Annotated in this window: 10 protein-coding genes and 1 tRNA gene; 6 read left to right on the top strand and 5 right to left on the bottom strand. The window is 63.2% G+C overall.

The window, feature by feature from the left end; translation table 11 throughout:
- The first annotated feature begins 185 nt into the window (after positions 1 to 185).
- The 4 genes from HV765_RS22670 (at position 186) to HV765_RS22655 (ending at position 6516) form a co-directional block, all read left to right on the top strand.
- A complete protein-coding gene (locus HV765_RS22670; protein ID WP_054427518.1) occupies positions 186 to 1343 on the top strand; it encodes an FAD-dependent monooxygenase in 1158 nt (385 codons plus the stop codon).
- A gap of 94 nt (positions 1344 to 1437) precedes the next feature.
- Positions 1438 to 1953 carry a (2Fe-2S)-binding protein gene (locus HV765_RS22665; protein WP_175171017.1) on the top strand — a complete coding sequence of 172 codons (516 nt, stop codon included), beginning with the start codon at positions 1438 to 1440 and terminating at the stop codon, positions 1951 to 1953.
- Positions 1950 to 5141, top strand: coding sequence for a cytochrome c (locus HV765_RS22660; RefSeq protein WP_175171016.1), 3192 nt, complete (start codon positions 1950 to 1952; stop codon positions 5139 to 5141). The genes HV765_RS22665 and HV765_RS22660 overlap by 4 nt, the downstream gene beginning before the upstream one ends.
- A gap of 58 nt (positions 5142 to 5199) precedes the next feature.
- Positions 5200 to 6516: an MFS transporter gene (locus HV765_RS22655; RefSeq protein WP_175171015.1), complete on the top strand. Its 1317-nt coding sequence runs from the start codon at positions 5200 to 5202 to the stop codon at positions 6514 to 6516.
- Between the two features lie 157 nt (positions 6517 to 6673).
- Here the strand turns inward: HV765_RS22655 and HV765_RS22650 are convergent, their stop codons facing one another.
- The 5 genes from HV765_RS22650 to HV765_RS22630 form a co-directional block, all read right to left on the bottom strand.
- A complete protein-coding gene (locus tag HV765_RS22650) occupies positions 6674 to 7141 on the bottom strand; it encodes a MarR family winged helix-turn-helix transcriptional regulator (RefSeq protein ID WP_054427522.1) in 468 nt (155 codons plus the stop codon).
- Between the two features lie 40 nt (positions 7142 to 7181).
- Positions 7182 to 7697, bottom strand: a complete 516-nt coding sequence (locus HV765_RS22645; RefSeq protein WP_175171014.1) for a hypothetical protein — start codon at positions 7695 to 7697, stop codon at positions 7182 to 7184.
- A gap of 233 nt (positions 7698 to 7930) precedes the next feature.
- Positions 7931 to 8548, bottom strand: coding sequence for a nucleotidyltransferase domain-containing protein (locus tag HV765_RS22640; protein WP_175171013.1), 618 nt, complete (start codon positions 8546 to 8548; stop codon positions 7931 to 7933).
- A gap of 288 nt (positions 8549 to 8836) precedes the next feature.
- Positions 8837 to 8921, bottom strand: a tRNA-Leu gene (locus HV765_RS22635).
- Between the two features lie 172 nt (positions 8922 to 9093).
- Positions 9094 to 10482 carry a uracil-xanthine permease family protein gene (locus HV765_RS22630; protein WP_175171012.1) on the bottom strand — a complete coding sequence of 463 codons (1389 nt, stop codon included), beginning with the start codon at positions 10480 to 10482 and terminating at the stop codon, positions 9094 to 9096.
- Between the two features lie 155 nt (positions 10483 to 10637).
- On the opposite strand from HV765_RS22630, the gene HV765_RS22625 reads away from it, so the two are divergent.
- Complete coding sequence (locus tag HV765_RS22625) at positions 10638 to 12038, top strand: DKNYY domain-containing protein (protein WP_175171011.1); 1401 nt, start codon at positions 10638 to 10640, stop codon at positions 12036 to 12038.
- Positions 12039 to 12175: 137 nt separating this feature from the next.
- Positions 12176 to 14074 carry a molecular chaperone HtpG gene (gene htpG, locus HV765_RS22620; protein WP_054427526.1) on the top strand — a complete coding sequence of 633 codons (1899 nt, stop codon included), beginning with the start codon at positions 12176 to 12178 and terminating at the stop codon, positions 14072 to 14074.
- The last annotated feature ends 106 nt before the right edge of the window (positions 14075 to 14180 follow it).

The raw sequence follows: 14180 nt of genomic DNA, 5'->3' as shown, positions 1-14180 counted from the left end.
GATGACCAGCCTGCATTCCGTAGTGGTTTTCACCTAATCATGTGAAATATAGGCACTATTTTGGTGCTCTGTCTTGGGGTTTACGCTTGATCTGAAAATTTTGGTACCAAAAATTAAAGCGTGTACTTCATAATTTTCAAGCGTTCGCTTTTCTGGATTTTCAAAAAACAGCAAGGAGAAGTTCCGTGTCTACATCCCCTCGTATCGCCATCGTCGGCGCGGGTCTCGGCGGCGCCGCCACCGCAGCGCTGTTGCTCAAGGAAGGGCTGAATGTCCGCGTCTACGAGCAGGCGCCGGGTTTTTCGCGGCTAGGGGCCGGCATCCACGTGGGGCCGAACGTCATGAAGATCCTGCGCCGCATCGGGGTCGAAGACGCGCTTAACGCTCAGGGGTCGCACCCGGATTACTGGTACAGCCGCCACTGGGAAACGGGCGACATCCTGGCGCAGATTCCGCTGGGTGATTACGCCGTGAAGGAATACGGCGCGTCGTACCTGACCGTGCACCGCGGCGACTTCCATGCCTTGCTGATCGACGCCCTGCCCAAGAGCGCTGTTGTCTACGACAAGAGCCTGACGCGCGTGGAAGACAAGGGCGATGTGGTGGTGATGCACTTTGCCGATGGCACGTCGGAAGAGGCCGACATCGTGATCGGCGCCGACGGCGTGAACTCCCGCATCCGCGAAGAACTGCTGGGGCCGGAACTGCCCAAGTACGCAGGCTATCTGGCGCACCGCGCGGTGTTTCCCACGCCGCAGGTCAAGGCCGGCATGCTGCCGTTCGACGCTTGCGTGAAATGGTGGAGCGACGACCGCCACATGATGGTGTACTTCGTGACCGGCAAGGCGGACGAGCTCTACTACGTGACGGGCGTACCCGTCGAACACTGGGACCTGAATGACCGTTGGCTGCCCAGCAGCAAGGACGAAATGCGCGAGGCGTTCAGCGGCTGGCACCCCACGGTGCAGGCGCTGATTGACGCCACGGTGGACGTGACCAAGTGGTCATTGCTGGAACGTGATCCGCTGCCGCTGTGGAGCCGGGGCCGCCTGGTGCTGTTGGGCGACGCCTGCCACCCGATGAAGCCGCACATGGCGCAAGGCGCCGCCATGGCCATTGAAGATGGCGCCATGCTGGCGCGTTGCTTCAAGGAAGTTGGCGTGAACAACCACGAGCTGGCGTTCGCGCTGTACGAAGCCAACCGCGCCGAACGCGCCAGCAAGGTGCAACGCATTTCGCACGACAACACCTGGCTGCGCACTAACGAGGACCCGTCCTGGTGCTTTGGTTACGACGTGTTCAGCGCGCCGCTTGTGGACCCCAAGTCCCGCGCCGCTGCCTGACGCCGTGTCCGCCGCGCGGGCAAAGGGGCTTGATCCCCAGCCCGCGTCGCGGCAACCTTCGTACCTTCCGAACTGCCGACATGCGTCACGCCCCATGGGATCTTCAGCCAATTCAAGCAGCGTCACCCCTCCGATCCGCTTGACCGTCAACGGACGCGAATGCGCCGTGCCGGCCGCGCCCGGGACGGCGCTGCTGCATGTGTTGCGTAACGATCTTGAGCTCAACAGCCCCAAGTACGGCTGCGGCCTGGGCGAATGCGGCGCGTGCACGGTGCTGATCGATGGGGTGGCGGCGCGGTCATGCGTCATCCCGGTCAAGGCGGCGCAGGGGCGGGCGGTGACCACGCTGGAAGGGCTGGGCACGCGCGAGCACCCCGGCCCCACGCAGCAAGCCTTCATCGACTGCCAGGCGGCGCAATGCGGCTACTGCTTGAACGGCATGATCATGACGGTGGAAGCGCTGCTGCGGCGCAATCCCAACCCCACTGAAGACGCGATACGCAGCGAGCTGCATCACAACCTGTGCCGCTGCGGCACGCATGTCGAGATCATGCAGGCGGCGATGCGGGCGGTGCAGCTGCGGGCGGTGAAGGGCGAGCCCACGCGATGAGCGCAATTCCTTTCGACGCACCCTCGCGTGCCGCCAGCCTGCCGGCCGCGCTGCCCGATGATCTGTTGCACGGCTTGGCGCTGCGTCCGCCCGAGGTGTTGTGGGACGGCGCGCGCTACCGGGGCAGCGTATTGCAACGGGTGCAGCTGGCAGAGGTTCGCGCGCAGGCGGGTGTGGTGGCGGCGGTGCAGCGCACGCATTTCGCGGGCGTGGTGGCGGTGACGCCGCTATACGCGCGGCAAGCGGCGGCGGCCTTGGCGCCGGTGTGGCAGCGCTTGACGCCTGATGCATCCTCGCCGGCGTCCGAGGACGATGCTGATGCACTTCAATACGCACTGCGGCCGTCACAATCCGAACCGCCTGTGGGCGCACGTGTGGTGGCATGGAGCTTGAACGGGCACACCCGCGTGTGGTTGCCGGCTTGCGCGGCGGCAACGCTGGCGTTGATCCGGCGCGAGCTTGCGGTGCTGCTACAGCAGCAAGACGCAGCGATCACGGTAACGGCGGAAGGCGATGGCGCGCGTGCCATCGCAACAGACGCCTTGCATCCCCTGGACCTGTTGGACGCGGCAGCCGATGCCGCGCTGCTGTCGCAGGCCGTGGGCCGGCCGGTGTGCGTGCCTTGCCAGTCGGGGGCGGCCGATGAACTCGTGCTGCGCGTGTCGAAGGCGAACGGTTCGCTGGCTGCCGATGTGGGCTCTCATTTGGGCTCTCATTTGGGCTCTGATATGGGCTCTGATATGAGCTCCGCTGTGGGCACTGATGTGGCCGCTGATTTGGCCCCTGATGTGGCCTCCGATTTGGCCTCCGATTTGGCCTCCGATCGCGCCGCGATATCGCCATCCGCGCATTCAGCTGATGCGTTGAACCACGTGTTTGCATCGGATGCGCCCTGGGCCGTGCGTCCCAGTCTGGCGCGCATGTTGAGCCAGCCTGGGCAGGCCGGTGCCTCGGCGCAGCCCACTGCGCGCAGCGATGCGCCCATCGCGTTCGGCAAGCGCGCTGCCGTGCCGCTGCACGCAAGTGTTGATGCCTTGAATGCCGCGCAGGTGTTTGCGCAGGAAAGCTTGTGGCATGAGCAGGCCTTGGCCTTGAACGAAGACCCCGTGCAATGGCGGCTGCGGCACTTGCCCGAGGGCAGGGCGCGCAACTTGGCGCGCCAAGTCGTTGAACAGGCGGGTCTGCCCGCGGCTGACGCCCCGCCCGCGCGGGCGGGCGTGCTGCGCGGAACCGGCTTCGCCACTGCGCAGGTGCAATGCACGGACGAATCCGGCGCGGCCCGCACGGTGTGGAGCGCCTGGGTCGCCGAGGTGACCGTGCAGCCGCAGACCGGCCACGTCGATGTAACCCGCGTGGTTGCCGGGCATGATAGCCAGCATCTGCACCCCGCGCACCCCGCGCACGCCGCGCACCGCGCGCCGGTGCGCGCTGAAATAGAAAGCCAATCTCCGTGGTTGTTGGAGAACGCCCGCCGCTTGCTGGCCGCGCCACCCGCCTTCGACGATTGGTCCAGCCCGGCATTGCAGGGCGCGGATGACTCGTCTGGCGCATTGTCCCGATACGAAACTGCGCATGAACTGAGCCGCCGCGAGCCGGCGGGCGATGTCGTCACGCAAGGCCAGTTGGACGTGGACGGCGTGGTGACCTTGCCCGCAGCGGCGGCCATCGCCAACGCCATCCACAACGCAACCGGCGTGCGCCTGCGGCAAGCGCCGTTCGAGGCCGAGTCATTGCGCGTGGCGCTGGCGGGACGCCGCCCCGCGCGCACTGCCTTGTCGCGCGCCAGGATGTGGCTGGCTGCGGGCGCGGCGGGGCTTGCAGGTCTGGCGGGTCTGGCCGTGACGCTCTGGCCGATGAAGCCGGCGCTGCCGCTTACGGCGGGGCCGGATGTGTCGCTGTATTCAATGCGTGCGATTGAACGCGGGCGATTGGTGGCGGCCGCGGGCGATTGCATGGTCTGCCACACGGCGCCTGGCGGCAAAACCAATGCGGGCGGCCTGGCGCTGGACACCCCCTTCGGCACGATCTACACCACCAACATCACGCCCGACAACGACACCGGTATCGGCCGCTGGTCGTACACGGCGTTCGAACGCGCCATGCGCCAAGGCGTGCATCAGGATGGCCGGCAACTGTATCCCGCATTCCCGTACACGGCCTACGCCAAGCTGAGCGATGCGGACATGCAGGCGCTGTACGGCTACTTGATGTCGCAGCCTGCCGTGAAGTCGGAACCGCCCAAGACACAGCTGGCGTTCCCGTTCAACATGCGTCCGCTGCTGGCGGGCTGGAACGCGTTGTTTCACGACGCCACGCCGTTCACGCCCGACCCGTCGCGCAGCGCGCAGTGGTTGCGGGGCGCGTATCTGGTGGAAGGCGCCGGCCATTGCGCCGCATGCCATTCCCCGCGCAACCAATTCGGTGCGGAGAAAACCGGCGTGCATTATCTGGCGGGCGGCGAGGCCGAAGGCTGGACCGCGCCCGCGCTGAACCAGTTGGCCAGCGGCCCGCGCGCCTGGGGCAGCGATGAGCTGTTTCAGTATCTGCGCACGGGCTATTCAACGCGGCATGGCGTGGCGGCGGGGCCGATGGCGCCGGTCATTCATGGCCTGGCCGAATTGCCCGATAGCGACGTGCGCGCCATCACGACGTATCTGTTGGACTTGCCGAAGGGGGCGGGCGCGGCGGCTCCGGCGGCGGTGGGCGATCTGACCGCTTCCGCCGATATGCCCGCTGCGCCGTCGCCTGACGCCGCCGCTACCGGGCCATCGCCTTACGCAGTGACCCCCGCGCCGTCGCCCATCACGGCCACCCCCGCGCCCGCCCCGACGATTCACGCCCTTCAGGGCCGTCGCGCCAATGGCGAACGCATCTATCAGAACGCCTGCGCAGCCTGTCATGACGCAGGCAGCGGCCCCACGCTGTTTGGCGCAAGGCCGTTGCTAAGCGCAAACACCAACGTGCATGCGGCCACGCCCGACAACCTGATCCAGGTGATCTTGAATGGCATCCAGGAACCCGCCGACGACGCGCTGGGATACATGCCGGGATTCAAGGACAGCCTTAACGACCAGCAGGTCGCGGACTTGGTCGGCTATTTGCGGGAACGCCATGCGCCACAAGCGCCGCCTTGGCCTGATCCCACGGCAACGATTAAGCGGCTACGCGAGCATGCGGCGCTGCATTAAGGAAACGCGGACATAACGCGTGCGGTTTTAGCGATGATCACATCAAGGGGTTTCATTTATGTCAGCTTCATTGGTTTCAGTGGACAAAGCCATTCAGGTGGCGGGCGTCGGCAAGTTCCAGTACCGGCTCTTCGTGATATTCGGATTGGTCTGGATGGCCGACGCCATGCAAGTGCTGTCCATCGGATTCTCCGCGCCGTCCATCGCGAAGACCTTCGGCATCACCGTGCCGCAAGCGCTTCAGAGCGGCACGTTCTTTTTTATCGGCATGCTGATTGGCGCCTTCGTGTTCGGCCGGATGGCCGACCGCATCGGGCGGCGTCCGGTCCTGATGATTGCCGTGGTCATCGACGCCTGCGCGGGCGTGGCGTCGGCCTTTGCGCCGGAATTCACGTGGCTGCTGTTCCTGCGTTTCCTGACAGGCATCGGCGTGGGCGGCACGCTGCCGGTGGACTACACGATGATGGCGGAATTCTTGCCCAGCGATCGCCGCGGCCGCTGGCTCGTGCTGCTGGAATCGTTCTGGGCCGTGGGCACCATCTTCCTGGCGCTGCTGGCGCTGGTCGCCGTGTCGTGGGGCGATGACGCCTGGCGCGTGATTTTCTTCGTGACCGGCCTGCCTGCCTTGATCGGTGTGGTGCTGCGCTTCTACATCCCTGAATCGCCGATGTACCTGAATCGGAACGGCAAGTCAGATCAGGCGCGCAAGGTGCTGGAGCGTGTCGCGCGCGTCAACCGCCGTGACGTCGAAGTGCCTGCGCTGCAACCGGAAGCGCCCGTGCACAAATCCATGTTCGCGCTGTTCTCGTCCAGTTATCGCCGCCGCAGTATTGGGCTGTTGCTGGCATGGGCGCTGATCTCCATCGCGTACTACGGCGTCTTCGTCTACCTGCCGGTCAAGCTCAGCACCGAAGGCTTCGCCTTCATGCGCGGGCAGGAATTCTTGGTGCTGCTGGCGCTGGTGCAGCTGCCCGGCTTCGCGCTGTCGGCCTATGGCGTTGAACGCTGGGGCCGCAAGCCCACGCTGATCGGCTTCCTGATCCTGAGCGCGGTGGGATGCATGCTGTACAGCCTGGGCACGTCGCCTGCCGTTGTGATCGGCTCGACCTTGTTGATGAGCTTCTCGCTGTTGGGCACGTGGGGTGCGCTGTACGCGTTCACGCCCGAGGTCTACCCGACAGACCTGCGCGCAAGCGGCATGGGCATGGCGGGAGCAGTGGCGCGTTTTGGCGGGTTGTTCGCACCGGCCATCATCGCACCCATCATGACCAGCCACTTCACGTTGTCGCTGGTGGTGCTGTCGAGCATGCTGGTGGCGGGCGCCGTCGCGATCTGGTCCGTGGATGTGGAGTCGAGGAACCGGGCGCTGGATTGATCTTGGCTTGATCAATCGTCATATGCCGCGATAGACCGCGGTGTGTGGCGCTGAATGGCTACGAGCCGTAGCCCGAAGCGATGAGCGTGCTTGCGGAACGCGATGAGCAGGCTTGCGGAACGGCGACGGACACAACTGAACAGCGGCGATGAACGGGTTATTCCTGTTCGTCGCCGTTCAGCATTTTGGTCAGCAGAAAATCCAGCGCCAGACGTTCGGCGGGGTTCAGTGTGCCGTAGGTGCTTTCGGTGATCTGCTTGGCGAACGGTTCCATTTCCTGAACCAGCGCCTGCCCGATGGGCGTCAGGTTGATGACGACTTTGCGGCGGTCGACCGGGTCGTGATCCACCTGCACCAATTCACGCTGCTTGAGCCGGTCCACCACGCCGCGCACCGTGGCCTGATCAATGACCGTGGCCTTGACCAGATCAGCCAACGAGCTCGCGCCATTGTCCCGCACCGAACACAGCACCACGAATTGCGCGGCGGTGAGTTGGGAATCGGGAATGTATTGCTGAAACAGCGCGGTGTGCCGTTGGTAAACACGCCGCAGCAGGTGACCTATCTGATCAGAAAACAAATAGCCATCCGTGGTGGACGAGGACTTGCCTTTTACGTTGCGCATAAGCCTATCCGAAGCGATGCAAGAGTCATGATGATTTTTGTCAACGGTACACGCTTTGAGGGGTGTGCGCCCGTAGCCAGAGAGTATGGTTTCTTAACGGTTCTTTGAAGTAAGCGATGCCACTTTCGTTCACTCTGCCGCGCACCACGATTTCCTTTTCTCCCATAGCGACATCCTCGCCGTCTGAAGAGTGGAATTTGACTTCGATGCAGTCGCCATGCCGATAGCCTGTCGTTCTGACGACCACGTTCAAATCCACGTAGTGATCGACTTCGTCAGTCGTCACGCGCGCGCCATCCGTACCGTTAGTCCAGTAGATTTCAATCGTCTTGGCGCCGGGCCGGACAGTTTTGGCGCGGCAGGGCGCGGATGGGGCGTAGATCTGGATGGGCGCTGGGGATGAAGCGGCGATGCCCGCTGGCGCCTTATGAGGGGCCTCTTGCGGCGATGCACGTTGTATGGCGTCCAGCTCACCAGGAGCGGAGGGTTCCGTGGCCATACTCGAAGACGCCATGACGCTGAGGGCCACTGCCCATAGGTGATGTGAGAACTTCATGATCTTCCGATGTGACTCCCGGCGCTCTTGACGGTATCTGACGATGAGTCGGGGTGTGACGCCTTCTGGGGCAATCATGCCTATGCGTTGCCGCTTGCATTCCCCGCGTCTAGCGATGCTGACGCGTCGACCTTCGCGGCGACAGCCTTGCATGCCCTGAGCGTTTCAGACCTTCAAATTCCCTGGGGTCGGGAGGCTCGGGCTTCAGTGGTTTTCCCGGGCCGCTGAGCGTTTCAAATGGGGAGGTCACCGTCTCCTCCTATGATCCAGATCTTGGGCTGCGCCAGCACTTGGGTCAGAAAAGACTCTTGCGCCTTCACCCGTTTGGTGAATTCCTTGTGCGTCAGTATGGTCGGATTCACCGGCCTGCCAAGCGTATTACCCGCAACCTCCAGTGCCGCGAATACATCGCCGTAGCTGATGTCGTCACTAAGCAGCATCAGATCAATGTCGCTGCGAGCGGTGTCGGTGTTTTTTGCAACCGAGCCGTAGACGAAAGCCGCCTGGATCTTCGGTGTCATCGGGGCAAGCGCCTCGCGTAGCGGTTCCGCCAAGCCGATCGTTTTTTGCACGATGGCGCAGAGTTCCGCGAAGATGGGCGAGTCGGGATTGGCTTGGTAGTGCTTCTGATTGCCGACCGCCTTCACCGTCACCAAGCCGGTCTGCGCGAGATTGGCCAACTCGCGCTGCACAGCTCCCGATCCACTGGCGACAAGCCCGATCACTTCGGTGGCATAGAAGCTGCGATCCGGCTGGCCGAACAACAACCCCAGCACGCGTTGTTTGGTGCCAGGAAAGAGCGCATCGGCAAGGCTGCTGTGCGGGAGGGGGGCTTTGGCTGCTATACCCATATTGGGTGTGATTGTACCCAAATTGGGAATGCTGGGACGCTGCCCATCGTTAGTGGCTCAACGTGCGGCTGGGTTTGCCCCCGTGCCAAACTCCGCAACGAAAAAAAAGCCTCTGCTTGTGCAGAGGCTTTTGAATCTTCTGTCGTGCATTCTTGGTTCGTGCAACGAACTCGTCGCGCCCGAGCACATCGTTCTACGCCGGCTAAAGGCGGAACGTATGGCGGAATCAATGCAGAGGAATTTGCGTTGCGCGGTTTCGATATAACCGGCGAATGCTTGAGAGCTTTCTGGTGCCCGGGGCCGGAATCGAACCGGCACGCCTTGCGGCGGGGGATTTTGAGTCCCCTGCGTCTACCAATTTCACCACCCGGGCAAGGGGGTCGCGAACACGTCCAGATGACGGCTGCGGGAGAACGAAGACAGCGATTATATGCGGACTTTTGAAAATTGTCAGGCGGCCTGATTTTTGGGCGGTCTGACAGGGGGGGATCAGGGCGTCATCAGCAGGAAAATCCACTGGCAACGCCCATCCACCCATCCCGCAATTACTTCTTTTCCGGCAGGAACCAATTCATCACCAGCGCGCAAATGCCGCCGGTAGCCACGCCCGATTCCAGCACGCTTTTCACGGCGTGCGGCAGGTGCGACAGGATTTCCGGCACTTGCGACACGCCCAGGCCCAAGGCCAGCGACACGGCGATGATCAGCAGCGCGCGGCGGTCCAGCTGAATGCCGGCCAGGATGTTGATGCCGGATGCGGCGACCGCGCCGAACATCACCATGGCGGCGCCGCCCAGTACGGGCTCGGGCACGGCTTGCAGCACGCCCGCCACGCCCGGGAACAGGCCCAGCAGGATCAGCATGCCGGCGATCCACACGCCGACGTGGCGGCTGGCGATGCCGGTCAGCTGGATCACGCCGTTGTTCTGCGCGAAGACCGAGCTCGGGAAGGTGTTGAAGACTCCGGCCAACAGCGAATTCGCGCCGTTGACGAGCACGCCGCCCTTGATGCGCTGCATCCACAGCGGGCCTTCAACGGGCTGCTTGGACACCTTGCTGGTGGCGGTGACGTCGCCGATGGCTTCGAGCGACGTGACCAGATAAATGATCAGCATCGGCACGAACAGCGCCCACGAGAAGCCCAGGCCGAAGTGCAGCGGCACGGGAATCTGGAACAGGGCGGCTTCGCGCGCGCCGGTGAAGTCCAGGCGGCCCATGGCGGCGGCGGCGATGTAGCCGATGGCCAGCGCCAGGACCAGCGCCGTGCTGCGAATCCACACGACCGGCACGCGGTTCAGCAGGATGATCGTGCCCAGCACCAGGCCGGACAGCGTCAGGTTTTCCGCGCTGGCGAAGGTGCCGTTGGCCATGGCGCCGAAGCCGCCGCCCATGCTGATCAGGCCGACCTTGATCAGGGTCAGGCCGATCAACAGCACCACGATGCCGGTGACAAGCGGGGTGATCAGGCGTTTGACGAACGGCAGGATGCGGCTGATGCCCATCTCGACGAACGAGCCGGCGATGACGACGCCAAAGATCGCGGCCATCACGGCTTCGACCGGCGTGCCTTGCTTGACCATGACCGAGCCGCCAGCGATCAGCGGTCCCACGAAGTTGAAGCTCGTGCCTTGCACGATGAGCAGCCCGGCGCCCAGGGGGCCGAAGCGCTTGCACTGCACGTAGGTGGCGATGCCGGAGATGACCAGCGACATCGACACGATCAGCGTCGTGTCGCGGCTGCTGACGCCGAGCGCCTGGCAGATCAAGAGGCCGGGGGTGACGATGGGAACCAGGATGGCCAGCAGGTGCTGCAACGCGGCGACGAAGGCGACGGGCGGCGCGGGGCGGTCGTCGGGGCCATAGACCAGATCATGGCTGGGCGCGTCGTCGGCGGCGCTGTGGGGGGCGGGTTGGGAAAGGGAGGCGGGTTGCATGGGCGGAGGGCCGGCCAGGTGGAGGGGGTAGGAGGGGAAAGTGCGGGATTTTAGCGGGGAAGGCCCGGGCTTGCCTGGGGAGTTAATCGCGGTCGGCAATGGCGGTATGGGCTTGTTAGAATTTTGGGCCGCCACTGTGAATGCAAAAAGGCCGAATGCTGAATCGCAAGAGATGGATCGGAATTATCCTGGCCTTGGTCATCGCCGGTTTGCCGATGACCCTGTTGTTGCTGGTGCTGGACAACGATGATTACGCCGCCGCTGATGACGGGGAATCGTATAAGGGCAGCATCTACAAGCGTTATGAAGGCGCGATTTACGCCGCCGTGCCCAGCAATGGCTATTACCGGATGGACGAGGCGGACCGGGCCAGTTTCAAGGCGTTTGACACGCCCACCTATGATGGCCGCCAGGCCGCCAGGGACAGCCGCCATGTGTATTGCGGCAATCTGATCCTGCCAGGCCTGAAACCCGCGTCGACGCAGTTTCTGGGCAATAGCTATTTCAGCGACGGCAACACCACGTATTACTGCGCGCTGTTCACCACCATCAATCGCCAGCTGGGCGCCGTGCGCGAGGTCTGGCAGACGATACGGTTCAGGACCGGGCATGGCCCCAAGCCGCAGACGTATCTGCATCCGTTTACCGCCTTGCCCGCCAGCTCGCAACCCTATCGGGCGCTGCTGGATCGGGATTTGGCAACGGATGGGTCGCGGGTTTTTTACGAAGGCCGCGAGATGCCGCAGGCACAGCCGGCCACGCTGCGCCGTTTACCGGCCACGCGGAATAGCCGCGAGCAGACCAGCGATGATTTCTTTGCGGATGGGCGCCGCGTGTATTTTCATGACACCTTGCTGCCGCTGTCGGATGACCCGGCGCTCAATACCTTCAAGGTGGGCGACCTGGACCGCGAAGCCTATTTGCACGACCCGCGCGACGGCATGATTTACGTGGGCGCGCAGCCCTTTGATGCGGCGCATGCGCCGTACCGGCTCTTGAGCGAGCGCGGCGAGCATATCTATCAAGTGCTGTTTGCGGGCAAGGACGGCATTTATTTCTTCAATAACCAAAAGCGGCGCATGGAGCGGGCGGGCGATGATCCGTTCGCGTCCGGGCGGTTTTCGGCGATGTCGCCGTTTGTGTTTACGGACGGCAAGCAGGTGCTGTATTTAAAGGGCGAAGAGTCCTGGGGTTCTTCGCGGGGCGGCCGGGGCGGGTTGATTTCCCGGTCTACGCTGATCATGCGGCTGAACGACGCGCCCGTGGGCGAGTGGAAAAAACGGGGTGACGTTTATCACCGCTTCGGTTCGGTCTGGCAGAACGGTGAGCGGCTTTATTATTTTGACGAGACGGGCAACAGCCAATTGGTGTCCAGCCCCATCTATCGGATTATGGACAGCGAGACGGCAGATTTTCTGTTGCGGTCGCAGCAGACGCTGGACATCAGGATGGACGATATCCGCAAGCTGATTCGCAGCGGAAAGCTCCAGGCGCCTGCCGGCGAGGAAGTGCTTCACGCCAAGACGCGATATCGCGGCTTTCTGTCACTGTTTTGAGGAACCCTTGAAAAGGGCGTGATAGCCCCCACTACAGTAGGGTTTCCCGGCTGCCGGGCAGCGCAACCGCAAGCGCCGTTGCGCCCGGGCATTCCGCCATTATTTGTCCCTAATTTTTTCGACCTTCTCGTAAAACTATGAGCCAAACCGCCACGTCTTCCACGTCCGAAACCCTGGGGTTCCAGGCCGAGGTGAAGCAACTGCTGCACCTGATGATTCATTCGCTGTACAGCAACAAGGAAATTTTCCTGCGCGAGCTGGTGTCGAACGCATCGGACGCTTGCGACAAGCTGCGCTTTGAAGCCATCGACCAGCCCGAGCTGCTGGAAGGCAATGGCGAACTGGCCATCACGGTCAGCTATGACAAGGCCGCCCGCACCATCACGATTTCCGACAACGGCATCGGCCTGTCGCGTGAAGAAGCCGTGGCTAACCTGGGCACGATCGCGCGTTCCGGCACGCGGGAATTCTTCTCGCAACTGACGGGCGACAAGCAAAAAGACGCGCAACTGATCGGCCAGTTTGGCGTGGGCTTTTATTCGTCGTTCATCGTGGCGGACAAGGTCACGGTGGTGAGCCGCCGCGCCGGCGCCACCGACGCCATCCAGTGGGAATCCGACGGCCAGGGCGAGTTCACGATTGCCGCCGCCGAGAAGGCCACGCGCGGTACCGACGTGACGCTGCATCTGCGCGCTGATGAAGACGAACTCTTGAACGGCTGGAAGTTGCGCGAGATTCTGCGCCGCTACTCCGACCACATTTCCTTGCCGATCCGCATGGCCAAGGAAGAGTGGGACCAAGAGAAGGGCGAGCAGGTCAAGACCGAAGAACTGGAAACGGTGAACCAGGCAAGCGCCCTGTGGGCCCGCAGCAAGTCTGACGTCACGGACGAGCAGTACCGCGAGTTCTACAAGACCGTCTCGCACGACTACGACGACCCGCTCGCCTGGACGCATAACCGCGTCGAAGGCCGCAGCGAATACACGCAACTGCTGTATGTGCCCAAGCACGCACCCATGGACATGTGGGACCGCGACGGCCGCCACGGCGTGAAGCTGTACGTCAAGCGCGTGTTCATCATGGACGACGCCGACCAGCTGCTGCCGTCGTACCTGCGCTTTGTGCGCGGCGTGATTGATTCGGCCGACCTGCCGTTGAACGTGTCGCGCGAAATCTTGCAGGAAAGCCGTGATGTGCGCGCGATTCGCGAAGGCTCGGCCAAGCGCATCCTGTCGCTCTTGGAAGACCTGGCTGAGAACAAGCCGGAAGACTACGCCACGTTCTGGTCGGAATTCGGCCAGGTGCTGAAGGAAGGCGCGGGCGAAGATTCGGCCAACCTGGAACGCATCGCCAAGCTGATGCGCTTTGCGTCCACGCAGTCGGGCGACCAGGCGCAGACGGTGTCGTTCGCCGACTACGTGTCGCGCATGAAGGAAGGCCAGGACAAGATCTACTACGTCACGGCAGACACGTTCGCCGCGGCCAGCAACAGCCCGCATCTGGAAATCTTCCGCAAGAAGGGCATCGAAGTGCTGCTGCTGTCGGATCGCGTGGACGAATGGATGCTGTCCTACCTGCGTGAGTTCGACGGCAAGTCGCTGGTGTCGGTGGCCAAGGGCGGTCTGGACTTGGCCGAACTGGCTGACGACGAAGAAAAGAAGCATCAGGCCGAAGTGGCTGAAGACTTCAAGCCGCTGGTCGAGCGCCTGCAAAAGACGCTGGAAGAGCAGGTCAAGGAAGTGCGCGTCACGCTGCGTCTGGTGGATTCGCCGGCGTGCGTGGTGGTGGGCCAGAACGAACTCAGCCCGCACCTGCTGCGCATGCTGAAGGCCGCCGGCCAGGAAGCGCCCAACGTGAAGCCGGTGCTTGAAATCAACCCGGAACACCCGCTGCTGGCCCGCATCCGCGCGGCAGATGACAGCGAGTTCGACCAGTGGGCACGTCTGCTGCTGGACCAAGCCCTGCTGGCCGAAGGCGCGCAAATCGCTGACCCGGCCGCGTTCGTGAAGCGCTTGAATGCGTTGTTGCTGAAGTAAGCGGCAGGGGTTGAAGGGAAGGGCGCCTGAGGGCGCCCTTTTTTTTGGGTGGGGGGATGCGGATTAATCAATATTCCCGATCGGTAATTTTCTGCCGATTTTCAAC

It is taken from the genome of Achromobacter kerstersii (genome assembly GCF_902859595.1).
In the GTDB taxonomy this organism is placed as follows: domain Bacteria; phylum Pseudomonadota; class Gammaproteobacteria; order Burkholderiales; family Burkholderiaceae_B; genus Achromobacter; species Achromobacter kerstersii.
The sequence above is the reverse complement of the archived record's forward strand: the minus strand, read 5'-3'. Positions and strand labels throughout refer to the sequence as shown.